Raw genomic sequence first — 18,567 nt, 5'->3', positions numbered from 1 at the left:
CCCGGCCCGGGGCGGTACAAAAAAGCCCGCCGGAATGGAGAGCCGGCGGGCAAGCTGGTTAGACGGGCAGTGCAGGTGCCTGCTCGCGGGATGCGAGGGCACTCCGCTTCAGGGGTGGCCTGTCGCCAGGCGCCGTCCCTTACTTGTGGAACACCAAGTGCCCCTCCTCGGCCTCCACATGAACGGTATCGCCGGGCAGGTAGTGTCCCGCCAGCAGGTCCTGGGCCAGGGGGTTCTCGATACGGCTCTGGATGGCACGCTTCAGCGGCCGTGCCCCGAACACCGGATCGAAGCCCACCACGGCGAGCTGGGCCAGGGCCTCGTCGCTGACCTCGAGGGCCAGGTCGTGCTCGGCCAGGCGCGCCCGCAGGCGGTCGAGCTGGATGCCGGCGATGGCCTGGATCTGCTCCTGACCCAGGGCGTGGAAGACCACCACCTCATCGATGCGGTTGATCAGCTCGGGGCGGAAGTGGTTGCCCACCACCTCCATCACCGCGCTCTTCATCTCCTCATAGTGAGCGTCGTCACCGCCCAGGCGCTGGATGACGTCGGAGCCCATGTTGGAGGTCATCACGATCACGGTGTTGCGGAAGTCCACGGTGCGCCCCTGGCCATCGGTGAGGCGACCATCCTCCAGCACCTGCAGGAGGATATTGAAGACGTCCGGGTGCGCCTTCTCCACCTCGTCGAGCAGCAGCACCGAGTAGGGCTTGCGACGCACCGCCTCGGTCAGGTAGCCGCCCTCCTCGTAGCCCACATAGCCGGGAGGCGCGCCGATCAGCCGCGCCACCGAGTGCTTCTCCATGAATTCCGACATGTCGATACGCACCATGGCCTCCTCGGTATCGAAGAGGAAGTTGGCCAGCGACTTGCAGAGTTCGGTCTTGCCCACCCCGGTGGGGCCGAGGAACAGGAAGGAGCCATTGGGGCGGTTGGGGTCGGCGAGCCCGGCCCGGGAGCGGCGCACCGCATTGGCCACTGCCTTGACCGCCTCGTCCTGGCCGATCACCCGCTCGTGGAGCGCCTCCTCCATGCGCAGCAGCTTGTCGCGCTCGCCCTCGAGCATCTTGGCCACCGGGATGCCGGTCCAGCGGGAGACCACCTCGGCGATCTCCTCCTCGGTGACGTTGGAGCGCAGCAGCTGGTGCTTGGCGGTGTCCGCCTCGCCCTCGCCGGCCTCCTGGATCTTGCGCTCGAGCGCCGGGATCACCCCGTACTGCAGCTCCGACATGCGCCCCAGGTCGCCCTGGCGACGCGCCTGTTCCAGCTCCACCCGGGCCCGCTCGAGCTCGTCCTTGAACTGGGCGGCGCCCTGGATGCTGGCCTTCTCGGCCTTCCAGATCTCCTCCAGGTCGGCATACTCCCGGGCCAGCGCCTCGATCTGCTCCTCCAGGGTCTCGAGACGCTTCTTGGAGGCCTCGTCGGTCTCCTTCTTGAGGTGCTCGCGCTCCATCTTCAGTTGGATCAGGCGGCGATCCAGGCGATCCATCTCCTCGGGCTTGGAGTCGAGCTCCATGCGGATCCGCGAGGAGGCCTCGTCGATCAGGTCGATGGCCTTGTCGGGCAGCTGACGGTCGGTGATATAGCGACTGGAGAGCTTGGCCGCGGCGATGATGGCGCCGTCGGTGATATCGACCCCGTGGTGGACCTCGTAGCGCTCCTTGAGGCCGCGCAGGATGGCGATGGTGTCCTCCTCGCTGGGCTCGTCCACCAGCACCTTCTGGAAGCGCCGCTCCAGGGCCGCATCCTTCTCGATATACTGGCGATACTCGTCCAGGGTGGTGGCGCCCACGCAGTGCAGCTCGCCGCGGGCCAGGGCCGGCTTGAGCATATTGCCGGCGTCCATGGCGCCCTCGGCCTTGCCGGCGCCGACCATGGTGTGCAGCTCGTCGATGAACAGGATCACCCGGCCCTCTTCCTGGGACAGCTCCTTGAGCACCGCCTTGAGGCGCTCCTCGAACTCGCCGCGGAACTTGGCCCCGGCCAGCAGCGAGCCCATGTCCAGGGACAGCACCCGCTTGTCCTTGAGCCCCTCCGGCACCTCGCCATTGACGATGCGGCTGGCCAGCCCCTCGACGATGGCGGTCTTGCCGACACCGGGCTCGCCGATCAGCACCGGGTTGTTCTTGGTGCGCCGCTGCAGCACCTGGATGGTACGGCGGATCTCGTCGTCGCGACCGATCACCGGGTCGAGCTTGCCGCTGGCCGCCCGTTCGGTGAGGTCCAGGGTGTACTTGTCCAGCGCCTCGCGGCTCTCCTCGGCGTTGGCGTCGCTGACCCGTTCGCCGCCGCGCAGGCTATCGATGGCCGCGTTCAGGGCCTGGGCCTCGAGGCCGGCCCGGGCCAGCAGCTTGCTGACCGCATGATTCATCTCCAGGGCCGCCAGCAGCACCAGCTCGCTGGCGATAAATTGATCGCCGCGCTTCTGGGCCTCCCGGTCGACCAGGTTGAAGAGCCGCACCAGGTCCCGGGAGGGCTGCACCTCGCCGTCGAACTGGCCGACCCGGGGCAGGTCCTCCAGGTACTGTTTCAGGTCGCCGCGCAGCCTGGCGGCGTCCCCGCCGGCCTTCTGCACCAGCGCCTTGATACCGGTGTCCTGGGCCTCCAGCAGCGCCATCAGCAGGTGGCCGGGGTCGATCTGGTTATGGCCGTGCCCCACCGCCAGGGACTGGGCCTCGGCAATGGCGTTCTGCAGCTTGCTGGTGAATTTCTCGAAGCGCATCGCTCTCCTCCTACGGGGTAGCGATACGCTCGGACGCACCGCCTGACCCTTGATCATGTCTTGACCTTATCAATGGAGGTAGGCTAGGCGGCTTTCAAGAGGCGCGGGGGATAACCCCGGGGTGGGTTGATCTATATCAAGCTCCCGGCGCAACCGGGCTAGCGCAGCCAGATCACGCTGGCCATGCGGCCGGTCTGGCCGTCGTCGCGACGGTGGGAGTAGAAGCGCGGCTCGCAGGCGGTGCAGAAGTGGCCGCCGCTGATCTGACCGATGCCCAGGCGCTCCAGGCGCAGCCGCGCCAGGCGGTAGATATCCGCCATATAGTGGCCCAGGCGATAGGGGCTGGGCTCGAAGGCCTCGGCGGCCTCGGGTTGGAAGGCGACGAAGGCCTCGAAGACCTCGGGCCCCACCTCGAACTGCGCCTTGGAGATGGCCGGCCCCAGCCACGCCATCAGCTCCTCCGGCTCGCAGCGCAGGGACGCCACCGTGGCCTCCAGCACGCCGCCGGCCAGGCCCCGCCAGCCGGCATGGGCCAGGCCTACCCGGGTACCGCGGCGATCGCAGAAGAACACCGGCAGGCAGTCGGCGGTCTGCACCACGCAGGCATAGCGCTGGTCCAGGGCCACGGCGGCATCCGCCTGGGGGATATCCGCCACATAGCCCAGCTGCACCTTGGCGCCATGGACCTGATCGAGCCATAGCAGGGGGCGGTCATCATCCAGTTCGGCGCGCAGCAGTTCCCGGCAGCGTTCCACCATGGCGGGCTCATCGCCCACATGGCGAGCGGTATTGAAGGCCGCGAAGGGGCCCTGGCTGGGGCCGGTCTCGCGGGTGGTCACGAAGGCCCCCACGGTGCTGGGCGCCGGCCAGTCCGGCAGCAGCAGGGTGGGCTGCAGGGCCTCGTCGTAGGCGTCGTTCATCACAGCCCCTCGGTGTCGTCGCGCAGGTAATCGAGCAGCGCCAGCATATCGTCCGGCAAGGGCGCCCGAAAGGTCATCGTTTCACCGCTGACGGGATGCACGAAGGCCAGCTTGCGGGCATGCAGCGCCTGGCGGGGGAAGAGGCGCAGCAGCTCCTTGAGCTCATCCGAGGCCCCCGGCGGCAGCTTGAGGCGCCCGCCATAGACGGGATCCCCCACCAGGGGGAAACGCAGGTGCGCCAGGTGCACGCGGATCTGGTGGGTGCGCCCGGTCTCCAGGCGGCAACGCACATGGGTATGACCGCGGAAGCGATCCACCACCCGGTAGTGGGTGACCGCCGGCTTGCCACCGGCGACCACCGCCTGGCGTTTGCGATCCTTGGGATGGCGGCCGATGGGGGCATCCACCTTGCCACCGGCGGTCATCACCCCGGAGACCACGGCGTCATACTCCCGGGAGACGCTGCGTGCCTGGAGCTGCTCCACCAGGGCCGCCTGGGCGCTCAGGGTCTTGGCCACCACCATCAGGCCGGTGGTGTCCTTGTCGAGGCGATGCACGATGCCGGCCCGGGGCACCTGGGAAAGGCTCGGGCAGTGATGAAGCAAGGCATTGAGCAGGGTGCCATCGGGGTTACCCGCCGCCGGATGCACCACCAGGTCGGCGGGCTTGTCGATCACCAGTACCGCCTCGTCCTCGTGGACGATCTCCAGGTCGATGGCCTGGGCCTGGTGCTGGGCGGTCTGCTCTTCCAGCTCGGCCTCCAGGCGCAGCGTCTCGCCGCCATAGACCTTGGCCTTGGGCCGGGCAGGCGCGCCGTCCAGGGTCAGGGCCCCCTGCAGGATCCACTGCTTGAGGCGCTCCCGGGAGAAGTCGCCGAACAGTTCCGCCGCCACCTGATCCAGGCGCTGGCCGGCCTGGGCGTCGAGCACGCGGGCTTCACGATTGAGAGTCTCGGGCATGGGTCTGGCGTTGGCCTCTGCTAACACCCGGTTTCCCCGCTAGGGCCTGGGTGTTTTATAGTGGGTGCTTTATAGTGGGGCGATTCTACCACGGCCCCCGGGTTGTTTGATGCGAGGATGATAATGCGCGTTTCTACCAGCGGCACCCGGCTCGGTGCCTTCGCCCTGGCCGCCCTGCTGCTCGCCGGCTGTGCCTCCACCAGCGAGAGCGTTCCCGAACTCGAGGAGCAGGCGCTCTACGAGCAGGCACGCGGCTCCCTGGAGCGCGGCCACTACACCAGCGCCCTGAACGAGCTGGAGGCGCTGGATACCCGCTTCCCCTTCGGCGACTATGCCGAGCAGACCCAGCTCGATCTGATCTACACCTACTACCAGACCGATAACTGGGAGGCGACCCGGGCCGCGGCGAACCGTTTCATTCGCCTGAACCCCAGTCACCCCCAGGCCGACTACGCCCTCTATATGCGCGGCCTGGCCTCCTGGCAGGCGGGGCGCTTCAGCCTCGAGCGGCTGCGCCTGATCGATATCTCCAAGCGCGACCTGGGCGCCAGCCGCGATGCCTACACCGACTTCCGCGCCCTGGTGGAGCGCTACCCGGACAGCGAGTACGCCCCGGACGCCCGCCAGCGCATCGTCTACCTGCGCAACCTGCTGGCCCAGCATGAGCTGCACGTGGCCGATTTCTACCTGCGCCGCGGTGCCTACCTGGCCGCCGTGGAGCGCGGCCGCTGGGTGGTCGAGAACTACCCGGAGACCCCCGCCACCCGGGATGCCCTGGCGGTCATGGTGGAAGGCTATATGGGCCTGGAGATGAATGACCGGGCCCGGGAGGTGCTGCGCACCCTGATCGACAATGCCCCCGACCATGAGCGGCTGCAGGGGCGCAGCTTCCGTCCCAAGCATGTCGAGGCGCCGGCGATCTCGGCCTGAGCCAGCGGCCCGATATCCGGTAACAGGCACTCAGCAAGACGCCACCCCTCGGGGTGGCGTCTTGCGTTGGGCGCTCCGGCGTCGGCGTTGTCTGCCTAGTCGCCGGGCTGCCAGCCATTGACGATGGGATAGCGGCGATCGCGGCCGAAGCCCCGTGGCGTCACCCGCACCCCCACCGGGGCCTGGCGCCGCTTGTACTCGCAGCGGTCCACCAGGCGCACCACCCGATAGACGTCGTCCCGCGCGAAGCCGGCGGCGATGATCGCCTCGGCGCTCATGTCCCCCTCGATATAGCGCACCAGGATGGCATCCAGGGTGTCGTAGTCGGGCAGGGAGTCGCTGTCCTGCTGATCCGGCGCCAGCTCCGCGGACGGCGGGCGCTCGATGACCCGCTCGGGAATCGCCGGCTCCTGGGCATTGCGCCAGCGGGCCAGGCGATAGACCCAGGTCTTGTAGACATCCTTCAGGGCGTTGTAGCCCCCCACCATATCGCCGTAGAGGGTGGCATAACCCACCGCCATCTCGCTCTTGTTACCGGTGGTCAGTACCATCAGCCCCTTCTTGTTGGAGATCGCCATCAGCAGCACGCCGCGGATGCGCGACTGGAGGTTCTCCTCGGTGGTGTCCCGCTCGGTACCGGAGAAGCTGTCCGCCAGGGTGGCGGTGAAGGCCTCCACCATGGGGGCGATGGGCAGCACCTCGTAGTGCACGCCGAGCAGCTTCGCCTGGCCGGCGGCGTCCTCCTGGGAGATCTCGGCGGTATAGTGATAGGGCATCATCACCGCCTGGACCCGCTCGGGTCCCAGGGCGTCCACGGCGATGGCCAGCGACAGCGCCGAATCGATACCCCCGGAGAGGCCCAGCACCACGCCCTGGAAGCCGCTCTTGTTGACGTAGTCGCGCAGCCCGGTGACCAGGGCGCAGTAGAGGTTCTCCTCGGGGTCGGGCACCTCTACGCACTCACCGGTCTGGGGCACCCAGAGGCCATCGATATTGACGAACTGCACCGGCATCAACCCCACCTCCCAGTGGGGGGCCTGAACCCGCAGCTCCCCCTCGGCGTCGACACAGGCCGAGCCGCCATCGAAGACCAGCTCGTCCTGGCCACCGATCATGTTGGCATAGACCAGGGGGCGACGCGCCTCGGCGGCCCGCGCCTTGAGCAGCGCCAGGCGCTCGGCGGGCTTGTCATGGTGGAAGGGCGAGGCGTTGAGGCTGATCAGGATATCCGCCCCGGCATCCCGGGCCTGGAGCACCGGAGTCTCGGCCCACAGGTCCTCGCAGATCAGGATGCCCAGGCGCACGCCGAGATGGTCGATCACCAGGGGGGCATGGCCCGCCTCGAAGTAGCGCTGTTCGTCGAAGACCTGATAGTTGGGCAGGCTCTGCTTGGCATACTCGTCGAGCCATTCACCGTTGTAGAGCAGGCCGGCCAGATTGTAGCGCTTGCCTTCGCGGATCCCCGGGTAGCCGACGATCACCAGCACCCCGGAGGCCACCTTCTCGGCCATGCGCGACCGCGCATGACGCAGCCGGGTCTCCAGGGAGGGGCGCAGCAGCAGGTCCTCCGGCGGGTAGCCGGTCAGGCACAGCTCCGGCAACACCACGATATCGGCCCCATGCTCGATACGGGCCTCCCGCACCGCCTCGATGGCGCGCTCGGTATTGCCGGGAATATCGCCGACCAGGGGGTCGAGTTGGGCCATCACCAGCGTCAGGTCTTGCATGGTCGTGGAAATCTCTCGAAACTCTCGGGTAACCCACATTGTCCCGCATGGCCGCTCAGGTAGCAAAGCCAAGCCGCCCGACCAGGGAGCCACCCTAGGATGAATCTCTTGCTGATACGCCTGATCATCTTCGCCCTTCTCTTCTTCGCCGGCCTCAAGCTCTATCGCATGTATCGGGAGTGGAAACTCGACCGGGAGGAGCTATTGGAGGGCGACGACCAGGCCGCCGCCGAGGGGCATATGGTGCGCTGCCGCTACTGCCAGGTGCATCTGCCGGAGGCCGACGCCCTGCGCGAGCGGGGCGACTGGTTCTGCTGCAGCGCCCACCGCGACAAGTACCTGGAAGAGCAGAAAAGCGAGTAGCGGCCAAGCGGCCAAGCGGCCAAGCCGAACCTACTCCCGGGGCGTGCTTAGGGCATAGGGAGCCGGGTCGAGGATCGGCTCGCGGCCCAGCAGGCCATCCACCAACAGGCGGGTCGAGGCCGGGGCCAACACCAGGCCATTGCGGTAGTGCCCCGCGTTGACGTGCAGGTTGGCGAAGCCGGGCACGGCGCCGATAAAGGGCACCCCATCCGGGGAACCGGGGCGCAGCCCCGCCCAATGGTGCTCCACCTGGCACTGGGCCAGGGCCGGCACGATGGCGGTGGCACTCTCCCAGAGCGAGGCCCTGGCCACCTCGGTGGTGGCCTTGTCGAAGCCCACCTCCTCCAGGGTCGAGCCGGCCAGCACCCGGCCATCGGCGCGGGGAATCACATAACGCCCGTCCATCAGCACCACCCGCCTGACCAGCCCAGGCGGCGCCCGGAAGAGGATCATCTGGCCGCGCACCGGGCGCACCGCCAGTTCCACCCCCACCCCGGCCAGCAGCTCGGCGGCCCAGGCACCACCACAGACCACGATCTGCTCCCCGGCGATGGGGCCGGTGGCGGTCTCTACCGCCGTGATTCGTCCCCCTTCGGCGCGCAGCCCCGTCACCTCGGTCTGCTCGCGCAAGTGCACCCGGGGCATGGCCGCGAGCCGCGCCCGCAGGGCACGCACCAGGCGCGGATTGCGGATGCTGCCCAGAGTCGGCATCCACAGGGCACCATCGCAGCCAGGGGCCGCCGCCGGCTCCTTGTCGTAGAGGAAGGTGCCATCCACCCGCTCCAGGGGCTTGCCGACCTCCCGGGCCCAGGCCAGGGCGCGCGCCTCGTCGTCGACCCTCAGGTAGAGCAGGCCCTTCTGGCGGTACTCGGGGTCGATCCCGGTCTCCTCCAGCAGGCGCAGGGCCAACTCCGGGTAGTAGCCCTCGGACCAGCTCGAGAGCCGTGAGATGGGCGGGGTGTAGCGCCAGGGGTAGAGGGGCGAGACGATCCCGCCCCCGGCCCAGGAGGACTCACGCCCACAGGCATGACGCTCCACCAGGGTCACCTCATGGCCGGCATCGGCCAGTTGCAGGGCGCTCATCATGCCGATGACGCCCCCTCCCACGATTACGAAATCACTCACGGCAGTTTCCCGTTCCGGCTGACAAGCAGGATCGCGGCGCGAACTAGGGTTAATGAATCACCCCTGATTAAGGAGCGATCCGGGAGGGCGAGATGCGCCCCGAGATCCAGGATGTTGTATACAGTACCGGCAAGCCCCCCCGGCAGGCAAAGGGGCTGACCCTGATCGAGCTGCTGGTGGCCATCGTGATCGTCGCCATCCTGGCCACCTGGGCCCTGCCCAACTACCAGCGCTTCAGCGCCCGCAACGAGGTGGTCGCCGAGGTACTACGCCTCAAGACCGCCCTGGCCCAGGCCCGTAATACCGCCGTGACGCGCCGCACCACCATCACCGTCTGCCCCAGCCGGGATCGCCTGAGCTGCGACGGCGCCGACTGGGCGGCGCCCCTGGTAATCGTCGAGGGCGGCGCCGACGGGGGCGACCTGAGCGATGCCCCCCTGCTGAAGGAGCTGCCCCCGGGGCGTGGCACCCAAGTCAGCTTCCGCCAGGACCTGCGCCCGGTACGCTATACCGCCCTGGGCCGTTCGGCGGGGCATAACGGCACCTTCCGTATCTGCGGGCGCCTGGGCACCGGCGCCCAGGTCATCCTCAGCAACCTGGGGCGGGTTCGGGTGGTCTCCGAGCCGGATTGCTGAGCCAATCCGTCCGACGACGGGCGGCCCTCGCCGTCTTTTTGGGCCCATAAACGACGACGCCCCCGCGGATGCGGGGGCGTCGTTACCTCAGCGGGCAGCGCTTATTCGGCGAGCTCTGCCTCGAAGGCCGCCTTCTCTTCCGCGGTGATCTCCTTGATGGAGAGCTTGACGCGATTGCGGTTGTCGATATCCAGCACCTTGACGATCACCTCGTCCCCCTCGTTGAGGAAGTCGCGAACGTCATTGACCCGCTCCGGGACGATCTGGGAGATATGCACCAGGCCGTCGGTGCCCGGCATGATATTGACGAAGGCGCCGAAGTCGGCGATACGCACCACCTTGCCGTTGTAGAGCTTGCCGATCTCCGCCTCGGCGGTGATCTCCAGGACGATATCGATGGCCGCCTTGGCCGCCGCCTTGTCGTCGGCATAGATGCGTACGGTGCCGTCGTCGTCCAGGTCGATGGAGGCGCCGGTGTCGTCGCAGATCTTGCGGATGGTGGCGCCGCCCTTGCCGATGACGTCGCGGATCTTCTCCGGGTCGATCTTGATGGTGGCCATGGAGGGCGCGTTCTCGGAGAGCTCATCGCGGCTCTGGCTGATTACCGCATTCATCTGCTCGAGGATATGCAGACGGGCATCGTAGGCCTGCTGCAGGGCGAGCTCCATGATCTCCTCGTTGATGCCCTCGATCTTGATATCCATCTGCAGGGCGGTGACGCCGGCGGCCGAACCGGCCACCTTGAAGTCCATGTCGCCCAGGTGATCCTCGTCACCGAGGATATCGGTGAGTACGGCGAACTTGTCGCCATCCTTGACCAGGCCCATGGCGATGCCCGCCACCGGCGCCTTGAGGGGCACGCCGGCATCCATCAGCGCCAGGGAGGTGCCGCACACCGAGGCCATGGAGCTGGAGCCATTGGACTCGGTGATCTCGGAGACCACGCGAATGGTGTAGGGGAAATCGTCCTCGGCGGGCAGCATGGCCTGGATACCGCGCCGGGCCAGGCGACCATGGCCGATCTCGCGGCGCTTGGGGCCGCCCATGAAGCCGGCCTCGCCCACGCAGTAGGGGGGGAAGTTGTAGTGCAGCAGGAAGCGATCCTTGCGTTCCCCCTCCAGGGATTCGATCAGCTGGGCATCGCGCAGGGTGCCCAGGGTGGCGATCACGATGGCCTGAGTCTCGCCACGGGTGAAGATGGCGGAGCCATGGGCCTTGGGCAGGCTGCCCACCTCGATGGCCAGCGGCCGTACGGTCTTGAGGTCGCGACCGTCGATGCGCGGCTCGCCATTGGTGACCCGGGCACGGACCACGCGCTTCTCGAGGCTGGCGAAGGCGCCCTTCACCTCGTCGGCGTCGAACTTGCCTTCACCCTCGCCGGCCAGCTGCTCGACGGCCTCGGCCTTGGCGGCGGCCAGGGCGTCCTGGCGAACCATCTTGTCGGTGATGCGATAGGCTTCACCCACCTTGGCCTCGAAGCCGCTGGCGATGGCCTCCTTGAGGGCGGTGTTCTCCGCCGTCGGCTGCCAGTCCCACTTGGGCTTGCCGGCCTCGGCAACCAGCTCATTGATGGCCTTGATGGCCACCTGCATTTCCTGGTGAGCGTAGAGGACGGCACCCAGCATCTCGTCCTCGAGCAGCTCCTTGGCCTCGGACTCGACCATCAGCACCGCCTTCTCGGTGCCGGCCACCACCATGTTCAGCTCGGAGGTGGTGAGTTCCTCGACGCTGGGGTTGAGGAAGTAGCCCTTGTCCTCGGAGAAGCCGACCCGGGCGGCGCCGATGGGGCCGCCGAAGGGAATGCCGGAGATGGCCAGGGCCGCGGAGGTACCGATCAGGGCGGCGATATCCGGATCCTGGTTGCGATCCGCGGAGAGCACGGTGCAGATCACCTGGACTTCATTCATGAAGCCCTTGGGGAAGAGCGGGCGGATCGGACGGTCGATCAGCCGCGAGGTGAGGGTTTCCTTCTCGGTGGGGCGCCCCTCGCGCTTGAAGAAGCCGCCGGGGATCTTGCCCACGGCATAGGTCTTCTCCTGATAGTGGACGGAGAGCGGGAAGAAGGGCTGGTTCGGGTTGGCCTCCTTCCGGCCCACCACGGTGCACAACACCACGGTATCGTCCATGGTGACCTGCACGGCGCCGGTGGCCTGGCGGGCGATGCGGCCGGTCTCGAGGGTGACGGTGCTGCGACCGTACTGGAATGTTTTCTTTACCGGGTTCACGGTGACGTCCTTACCTTTCGATGCGTTTTCATTTGCGGTCTGCTCGACTCGGCGATCATTTTAGGGCCTGCCGCTCGTCAGGGCCACCGCAACCGCTTTTCCGCCAAAGACAAAAAAACGGGCAGCCCCTGAGGGCTACCCGTTTTTCGAGACCTGAAAGAAAAGGCGGATTTCGCGTTACGAGCGATGAGAGGCTGGTCGCCGCCGGAGCGCAGGAACCGGAGTGTAGCCTGCTACATGAGGATTCCGAGCACCGCCGGCGGCCAGGATATCGAGCGCAGTCGCGAAATACCCTTTTCTTAACGACGCAGGCCGAGGCGCTGGATCAGTGCCTGATAGCGCTCGAAGTCCTTGCGCTTCAGGTAGTCCAGCAGCTTACGACGCTGGTTAACCATGCGGATCAGGCCACGACGGGAGTGGTGATCCTGCTTGTTGCTCTTGAAGTGATCCTGCAGGCCATTGATGTTGGCGCTCAGCAGGGCCACCTGCACTTCGGGGGAACCGGTGTCGTTCTCGCCACGGCCGAATTCCTTGACGATGTCGGCCTTCTGTTCAGCGGTCAGTGCCATCTGTGTCTCCAGTAAGCAATATGCCTAAATAATGAATGGGTGAGACCACGCATATTTGCAGTCTCGGCGATGCTCCTTAGGATGCGGCCGCGCTACTCAGCAGCCGCTTCGGTGCCACCTCCTGTGGCCCCGTTACCACGCCGAGGCCCAGGAAGGCCTCGTCATGATAGAGTCGTACCGTGCTGTCCACGGCCAGTTCACCCACCTCGAGCCGCGCCGACTGACCATGGGTCAGCCGACCGGCGGCAGCGGCCTCCACCGTCAGCGACGGCAGGTGCGCCACCAGCACATCCATCGGCAGCAGATGCGCCCGATGCTGCGCCTCGTCGAGCCCCTCCAGGGCCTCGAGGGTCAGCATCCCCTCCGCCGTGAAGGGCCCGGTCTTCAGGCGCCGCAGGGCGGTGAGGTGGGCGCCGCAACCCAACGCCTCGCCGATATCCTCGGCCAGGGTGCGGATATAGGTGCCCTTGCTGACGCTGGCTTCCAGCGTGAATTCCCCGCCCTCCAGGGCGAGAAGGCGCACATCATAAACCGTCACGCGGCGGACTGCACGCTCGATCGTCTTGCCCTCGCGGGCCAGTTCATAGAGCGGGCGGCCCTGGTGCTTCAGCGCCGAATACATCGGCGGCAGCTGCTCGATCTCGCCGCGAAAGCGCGCGAGTACCGCCTCGATGGCCGCCTCGTCCAGCACCGGCACCGGCCGCTCCCGGAGCACCTCGCCCTCGGCATCGCCGGTGGTCGTGGTCACCCCCAGCCGTAGCCGGGCGCGATAGACCTTGTCGGCCTCCAGCAGCTGCGACGAGAACTTGGTGGCCTCGCCGAAGCAGACCGGCAGCAGGCCGGTGGCCATGGGGTCCAGGGTGCCGGTATGGCCGGCCTTCTGGGCCTGATAGAGGCGCCGGGCGCGCTGCAGGGCCTGGTTGCTGGACAGGCCCTGGGGCTTGTCCAGCAGCAGGACACCGTCGATGGGCAGCCCGCGACGACGCCGTGCCATCAGCGCGGTTCCTCGTCGTCGTCCTGGCGGTCGCGATCGCTGGCCACCGCCTCGTCGATCAGCGAGGAGAGCCGCTGGCCCCGCACCACGCTTTCATCGTAGTGGAAACGCAGCTCCGGCACATGGCGCAGCTTGATGCGGCGGCCGATCTGGCCGCGCAGGAAGCCCGCCGCCCGGCGCAGGATCACCAGGTTCGCCTTGATCGTCTCGGCGTCGTTCTCGCCCAGCAGGGTGATATAGACGTCGGCATAACCGAGGTCACGGCTCACCTTGACGCCGCTGACGGTGACCATGCCCAGGCGCGGATCCTTGACCTCGCGCTGGATCAGCACCGCCAGCTCCTTCTGCAGCTGGTCGGCGACCCGGTCGGTACGCTTGAATTCGCGCATGGGACTCTGCTCCTAGGGCGTTACAGCGAGCGCTCGACCTTGACCTGATCGAAGACCTCGATCTTGTCGCCGACCTGGACATCGTTGTAGTTCTTCACGCCGATGCCGCACTCCATGCCGTTGCGCACTTCCTGGACATCGTCCTTGAAGCGACGCAGCGACTCGAGCTCGCCCTCGTAGATAACCACGTTGTCGCGCAGTACGCGGATCTTCTTGCTGCGATAGACGGTACCCTCGACCACCATACAGCCGGCCACGGCACCGATCTTGGGCGCACGGAAGACGTCGCGGACCTCGGCCACACCGACGATCTCTTCCTTCCACTCCGGCGCCAACATGCCGCTCATGGCCTGCTTGACCTCGTCGATCAGCTGGTAGATGACGCTGTAGTAGCGCAGATCCAGGCCTTCGCGCTCGATGATCTCGCGGGCGGCGGCGTCGGCACGCACGTTGAAGCCCACCACGATGGCCTCGGAGGCCAGCGCCAGGTTGGCGTCGGTGCCGGTGATGCCACCCACCCCCGAAGAGACCACGGCCACCTGGACCTCGTCGGTGGAGAGCTCTTCCAGGGCGCCCTTGATGGCCTCCAGGGAGCCCTGGACATCGGCCTTGAGGACGATATTGACCTTGGCCACCTCGTCCTGGCCCATCTGGCTGAACATGTTCTCCAGCTTGGCCTTCTGCTGACGCGCCAGGCGCACCTCGCGGTACTTGCCCTGACGGAAGTTGGCGACCTCGCGGGCCTTCTTCTCGTCGGCCAGCACCATGAAGTCGTCGCCGGCATCCGGGGTACCGTCGAGGCCCTGGATCTCCACCGGCATCGCCGGCCCCACGGCATCGACCTGCTGGCCCAGCTCGTTGGTCAGGGCGCGCACGCGGCCATAGTGCAGGCCGGCGAGGACGATATCGCCCTTCTTCAGGGTACCGTTCTGGACCAGCACGGTGGCCACGGGACCGCGGCCCTTGTCGAGGCGCGATTCCACCACCACGCCCTTGCCGGGTGCTTCCGGCACGGCCTTGAGCTCGAGCACCTCGGAGACCAGCTGCACCGCCTCGATCAGGTCATCGATGCCTTCGCCGGTATGCGCGGAGACATGCACGAACTGGGTGTCGCCACCCCATTCCTCGGAGATGACGCCGTGCTGGGACAGCTCGTTCTTGACCCGGTCGGGATCGGCGCCCGACTTATCCATCTTGTTGACCGCCACCACCAGGGGCACCTCGGCGGCCTTGGCGTGCTCGATGGCCTCGATGGTCTGGGGCATGACGCCGTCGTCGGCGGCCACCACCAGGATCACCACGTCGGTGGCCTTGGCACCACGGGCACGCATGGCGGTAAAGGCCGCGTGACCCGGGGTATCCAGGAAGGTCACCCCACCATGCGCGCCTTCCACGTGGTAGGCGCCGATATGCTGGGTGATGCCGCCGGCCTCGCCGGTGGCGACCTTGGCCTTACGGATATAGTCGAGCAGCGAGGTCTTGCCGTGGTCGACGTGACCCATCACGGTGACCACCGGCGAACGGGTGATCTCCTCGCCCTCGTAGGAGATGCCGGCGAGGACCTCGGTCTCCAGCGCATCGTCCTTGACCAGCTTGGGCGTGTGACCCATTTCCTCCACCACGATGGCGGCGGTGTCCTGGTCGATGGTCTGGTTGATGGTCACCGCGGCACCCATGGTGAACATCGCCTTGATCACTTCGTTGGCCTTGATCGACATCTTGTCGGCCAGGTCGGCGACGCTGATCGACTCGGGGATCGAGACCTCGCGAACGATCGGCTGGGTGGGCTTCTGGAAGCCGTGCTTGCCGCCGCTGTCGCGACCACCGCCACGGCGGGTGCTGCGACGCTCGGCGCGCTTGGCCTTCTTGGCGCCACCGCGACGCCGCTCGTCACGATCATCGTCATCGCGCTCGTGGCGACCCTTCTTGGCGGCGGTCTTCTTGGGCGGCGCGGTACGGCGATCGGTGCGCCCCTCCTTGGGCGGCGCCGGGGGCTGGTCGCCGGCGGGCTGGCTGGTCTCCAGCTCGGGCACCGGAATCTCCGGCACCTCGACGGCCTTCTCGGCCTCCAGCTTGGCGGCGGCCTCCTGGGCGGCCTGCTCGGCGGCACGCGCCTTGGCCTCTTCCGCTTCGCGGGCCTCACGCTTGGCTTCGGCCTCGGCCATGTCACCCACCAACTGGCGGGGGCCATGATCCTGGACCTTGGGCTCCTCGGCGGGCTGCTCTTCCTCGCGCTTCACATAGGTACGCTTCTTGCGCACCTGCACCTCGATGGTCTTGCCACGCTCACCGGTCTTGATGCGACTCTTGGTCTTGCGCGTCAGGGTGATGCGATTGCGGGCACCGGCACCGGCGCCACTGCCGCCGTGGCTCTTGGTGAGGTAGTCGAGCAGGCAACGCTTGTCCTCTTCGGAGACGGCGTCGCTCTCGGACTGATGAGACAGCCCGGCTTCTTTCATCTGTTCCAGCAGGCGGGGCACATCGCGTCCCACCTTGGCTGCAAAATCTTTAACGGTCATGTCTGACATTGCGACCCTCCTGAGCCCGTGACCTGTTTACTGTTCGCTCTCGAACCATGGCGCACGGGCAGTCATGATCAGTGCCGCTGCGCGCTCTTCGTCCAACTCGTCGATGTCCGCCAGGTCGTCGACGGACTGCTCGGCCAGATCCTCCATCGTGACGATGCCCCGACTGGCCAGGATAAAGGCCAGATGCCGCTCCATGCCCTCCATCTCCAGCAGGTCATCGGCGGGCTGGGCACCATCGAGCTCCTCCTCGGAGGCAATGGCCAGGTTCAACAGCTCATCCTTGGCCCGCGCCCGCAGCTCCTCGACCAGCTCTTCATCGAGCTCCTCGATTTCGAGCATCTCTTCGGCGGGCACATAGGCGATCTCTTCCAGGGTAGTGAAGCCCTCTTCCACCAGCAGGCGGGCGAGGTCCTCGTCGATCTCCAGGTGCTGGATGAAATGCTCCACCAGGCTGTCGATCTCCTGTTCACGCTTGCCCTCGGCCTCTTCCTCGGTCATGACGTTGAGCCGCCAGCCGGTGAGTTCCGAGGCCAGGCGCACGTTCTGGCCGCTGCGGCCGATGGCCTGGGCCAGGTTGTCCTCGGCCACGGCCACATCCATGGCGCCGGACTCTTCGTCCACCAGGATGGAGGCCACGTCGGCCGGGGCCATGGCGTTGATCACCAGCTGCGCCGGGTTGTCATCCCAGAGGATGATATCGACCCGCTCGTTCTGCAGCTCGGTGGAGACCGCCTGGACCCGGGAACCACGCATGCCCACGCAGGCACCCACCGGGTCGATGCGGCGATCATTGGTCTTGACGGCGATCTTGGCCCGGGAGCCCGGATCGCGGGCGGCGCCCTTGATCTCGATGAGCTGCTCGGCGATCTCCGGCACCTCGATCTTGAACAGCTCGATGATCAGTTCCGGGCAGGTACGCGAGAGGATCAGTTGGGAGCCGCGTGCCTCCGGATCCACCTTCATCAGCACCGCGCGGACCCGCTCGTTCATGCGGTAGCGCTCGCCGGGAATCATCTCGCCGCGCGGCAGGAAGGCCTCGGCGTTATCGCCCAGGTCGACGATCAGGCCGTCGCGGGTGGTCTTCTTGACGATGCCGGAGACCAGTTCGCCCTCGCGGTCGGCGTAGAGACGCACCACCTCGGCCCGCTCCGCCTCACGCACCTTCTGTACGATCACCTGCTTGGCGGTCTGGGCGGCGATACGGCCGAAGGCGGCATTCTCGATCTTCTCTTCCACCACGTCGCCCAGGCCCAGGGGCGGATCCCGCCGCTCGGCATAGCTGAGCTTGATCTCGGCGTCGGGGTTCTCGAAATCGTCGTCGTCGAGCACCTCCCAGCGACGGAAGGTCTCGTACTCGCCAGTCACGCGGTTGATCTTGACCCGGACGCTGACTTCCTGGTCCTCGAAGCGCTTGCGGGAGGCGCTCGCCAGCGCCGCCTCCACCGCCTCGAAGATCACTTCGCGCGGCACGCCCTTTTCGTTGGAGATGGCGTCAACGACCGCCAGAATCTCTTTGCTCATGCCATAGCCTCGCCAATAAACCTGTCCTTAGTCATCGAACCGCGGCACGATGCGCGCCTGCTCGATGCTGTCGATGGGAAAGCAGTACTCCTCGCCATCGAGTTGCAACAACACCTCGTCGCCCTCGACGCCGGCCAGGAGGCCCTGAAACTTGCGCCGCCCCTCGAAGGCCAGGCGCAGCTTGAGCGCCACCGTATGTCCGCGGTAACGCGCATAATGATCGAGGGTAAAGAGAGGGCGATCCATCCCCGGGGATGACACCTCGAGACGGTATTCGCCGGGGATCGGATCCTCCACATCGAAGATGGCACTGACCTGGCGGCTGATGGCCGCGCAGTCGTCCACCGTGACCCCTTCGGGGCCGTCGATATAGATCACCAGACGGGAATGCTTGCCCTGGGAAAGATGGTCGATCCCCCAGAGCTCGAAGCCCATGGCGGTCACCACCGGTTCGATGAGCGCCTCGAGCGCTGAGTCCTTGATTGCCACGACGAAGACTCCTACAGCCGTTGCATCAGGCACCTGGCCAGGAGCGAAAGATAAGCTAGGTGACCGATGGGCGTGCTGCCAGACAGGCTGTCAACTAGACGGCCAAGTGGATGAGCGGCTAACAAAAAGCCCCTTCACTGGAAGGGGCCTTTTACAAGAAACCTTTCACACCATATTGGCCGTCTCGCCAAAATGGTAGCGGGGACCGGATTTGAACCGATGACCTTCGGGTTATGAGCCCGACGAGCTACCAGACTGCTCCACCCCGCATCTACAGGTCGGCGAGTATAGGTAATGGTTGCTATCGAGTCAAGCCATTACGTCGCCTGGGTGCTGATCTTGCTGAAAACGCGCCGCGTTTTCGAATGGTGCCGAAGGCGGGACTTGAACCCGCACGGCCATAAGGCCACTACCCCCTCAAGATAGCGTGTCTACCAATTCCACCACTTCGGCATCAGGGGAGCGCTATTC

The 18,567-nt window shown here is 66.6% G+C and carries 15 protein-coding genes and 2 tRNA genes; 3 read left to right on the top strand and 14 right to left on the bottom strand.

The features are described 5' to 3' along the window. Nucleotides 1-139: 139 nt before the first annotated feature. From clpB to rluD, 3 genes are all read right to left on the bottom strand, one after another. On the bottom strand, nt 140-2,722 hold the full coding sequence (clpB, locus tag ACQ1W9_RS01530; protein ID WP_431025000.1) for an ATP-dependent chaperone ClpB: 2,583 nt from the start codon (nt 2,720-2,722) through the stop codon (nt 140-142). Between the two features lie 158 nt (nt 2,723-2,880). Next, nucleotides 2,881-3,642, bottom strand: coding sequence for a peptidoglycan editing factor PgeF (gene pgeF, locus ACQ1W9_RS01525; RefSeq protein ID WP_346061126.1), 762 nt, complete (start codon nt 3,640-3,642; stop codon nt 2,881-2,883). Further along, nucleotides 3,642-4,601 (bottom strand): 23S rRNA pseudouridine(1911/1915/1917) synthase RluD, encoded by a 960-nt coding sequence (gene rluD / locus ACQ1W9_RS01520; RefSeq protein ID WP_431024999.1) that lies wholly within the window; start codon nt 4,599-4,601, stop codon nt 3,642-3,644. Before rluD ends, pgeF begins: the two co-directional genes overlap by 1 nt. 123 nt (nt 4,602-4,724) lie before the next feature. On the opposite strand from rluD, the gene ACQ1W9_RS01515 reads away from it, so the two are divergent. Next, nucleotides 4,725-5,531, top strand: a complete 807-nt coding sequence (locus ACQ1W9_RS01515) for an outer membrane protein assembly factor BamD (protein WP_346061124.1) — start codon at nt 4,725-4,727, stop codon at nt 5,529-5,531. A gap of 95 nt (nt 5,532-5,626) precedes the next feature. Here ACQ1W9_RS01515 and ACQ1W9_RS01510 read toward each other — a convergent pair whose 3' ends face one another. Further along, nucleotides 5,627-7,258, bottom strand: coding sequence for an NAD+ synthase (locus ACQ1W9_RS01510; protein WP_431024998.1), 1,632 nt, complete (start codon nt 7,256-7,258; stop codon nt 5,627-5,629). Nucleotides 7,259-7,357: 99 nt separating this feature from the next. Between ACQ1W9_RS01510 and ACQ1W9_RS01505 the strand changes: the two genes are divergently transcribed. Continuing rightward, on the top strand, nt 7,358-7,621 hold the full coding sequence (locus tag ACQ1W9_RS01505; protein WP_346061122.1) for a PP0621 family protein: 264 nt from the start codon (nt 7,358-7,360) through the stop codon (nt 7,619-7,621). 30 nt (nt 7,622-7,651) lie between these two features. Here the strand turns inward: ACQ1W9_RS01505 and thiO are convergent, their stop codons facing one another. After that, nucleotides 7,652-8,746, bottom strand: coding sequence for a glycine oxidase ThiO (gene thiO, locus ACQ1W9_RS01500; protein ID WP_431024997.1), 1,095 nt, complete (start codon nt 8,744-8,746; stop codon nt 7,652-7,654). A gap of 92 nt (nt 8,747-8,838) precedes the next feature. On the opposite strand from thiO, the gene ACQ1W9_RS01495 reads away from it, so the two are divergent. Beyond that, nucleotides 8,839-9,381 carry a GspH/FimT family pseudopilin gene (locus ACQ1W9_RS01495; RefSeq protein WP_431024996.1) on the top strand — a complete coding sequence of 181 codons (543 nt, stop codon included), beginning with the start codon at nt 8,839-8,841 and terminating at the stop codon, nt 9,379-9,381. A gap of 101 nt (nt 9,382-9,482) precedes the next feature. Here the strand turns inward: ACQ1W9_RS01495 and pnp are convergent, their stop codons facing one another. From pnp to ACQ1W9_RS01450, 9 genes are all read right to left on the bottom strand, one after another. After that, on the bottom strand, nt 9,483-11,606 hold the full coding sequence (gene pnp, locus ACQ1W9_RS01490; RefSeq protein WP_346061119.1) for a polyribonucleotide nucleotidyltransferase: 2,124 nt from the start codon (nt 11,604-11,606) through the stop codon (nt 9,483-9,485). A 299-nt stretch (nt 11,607-11,905) separates the two neighbouring features. After that, a complete protein-coding gene (gene rpsO / locus ACQ1W9_RS01485; protein ID WP_431024995.1) occupies nt 11,906-12,175 on the bottom strand; it encodes a 30S ribosomal protein S15 in 270 nt (89 codons plus the stop codon). Nucleotides 12,176-12,251: 76 nt separating this feature from the next. Continuing rightward, nucleotides 12,252-13,169 (bottom strand): tRNA pseudouridine(55) synthase TruB, encoded by a 918-nt coding sequence (gene truB, locus ACQ1W9_RS01480; RefSeq protein ID WP_431024994.1) that lies wholly within the window; start codon nt 13,167-13,169, stop codon nt 12,252-12,254. Further along, on the bottom strand, nt 13,169-13,558 hold the full coding sequence (gene rbfA, locus ACQ1W9_RS01475; protein ID WP_346061116.1) for a 30S ribosome-binding factor RbfA: 390 nt from the start codon (nt 13,556-13,558) through the stop codon (nt 13,169-13,171). The genes truB and rbfA overlap by 1 nt, the downstream gene beginning before the upstream one ends. 20 nt (nt 13,559-13,578) lie before the next feature. Next, the gene (gene infB / locus ACQ1W9_RS01470) at nt 13,579-16,086 is read right to left on the bottom strand and encodes a translation initiation factor IF-2 (protein WP_431024993.1); all 2,508 of its coding nucleotides are present in this window, start codon (nt 16,084-16,086) and stop codon (nt 13,579-13,581) included. Nucleotides 16,087-16,113: 27 nt separating this feature from the next. Continuing rightward, the gene (gene nusA / locus ACQ1W9_RS01465; RefSeq protein WP_431024992.1) at nt 16,114-17,607 is read right to left on the bottom strand and encodes a transcription termination factor NusA; all 1,494 of its coding nucleotides are present in this window, start codon (nt 17,605-17,607) and stop codon (nt 16,114-16,116) included. 27 nt (nt 17,608-17,634) lie between these two features. Then, nucleotides 17,635-18,096: a ribosome maturation factor RimP gene (gene rimP / locus ACQ1W9_RS01460; protein ID WP_431024991.1), complete on the bottom strand. Its 462-nt coding sequence runs from the start codon at nt 18,094-18,096 to the stop codon at nt 17,635-17,637. A 193-nt stretch (nt 18,097-18,289) separates the two neighbouring features. Then, nucleotides 18,290-18,366, bottom strand: a tRNA-Met gene (locus tag ACQ1W9_RS01455). Nucleotides 18,367-18,462: 96 nt separating this feature from the next. Beyond that, nucleotides 18,463-18,549: transfer RNA gene (locus ACQ1W9_RS01450), tRNA-Leu, on the bottom strand. Nucleotides 18,550-18,567: the final 18 nt, after the last annotated feature.

The organism is Halomonas sp. H5, from assembly GCF_050613175.1.
Lineage (GTDB): Bacteria > Pseudomonadota > Gammaproteobacteria > Pseudomonadales > Halomonadaceae > Bisbaumannia > Bisbaumannia salifodinae.
This window is presented reverse-complemented; position numbering and strand designations above follow the sequence as displayed.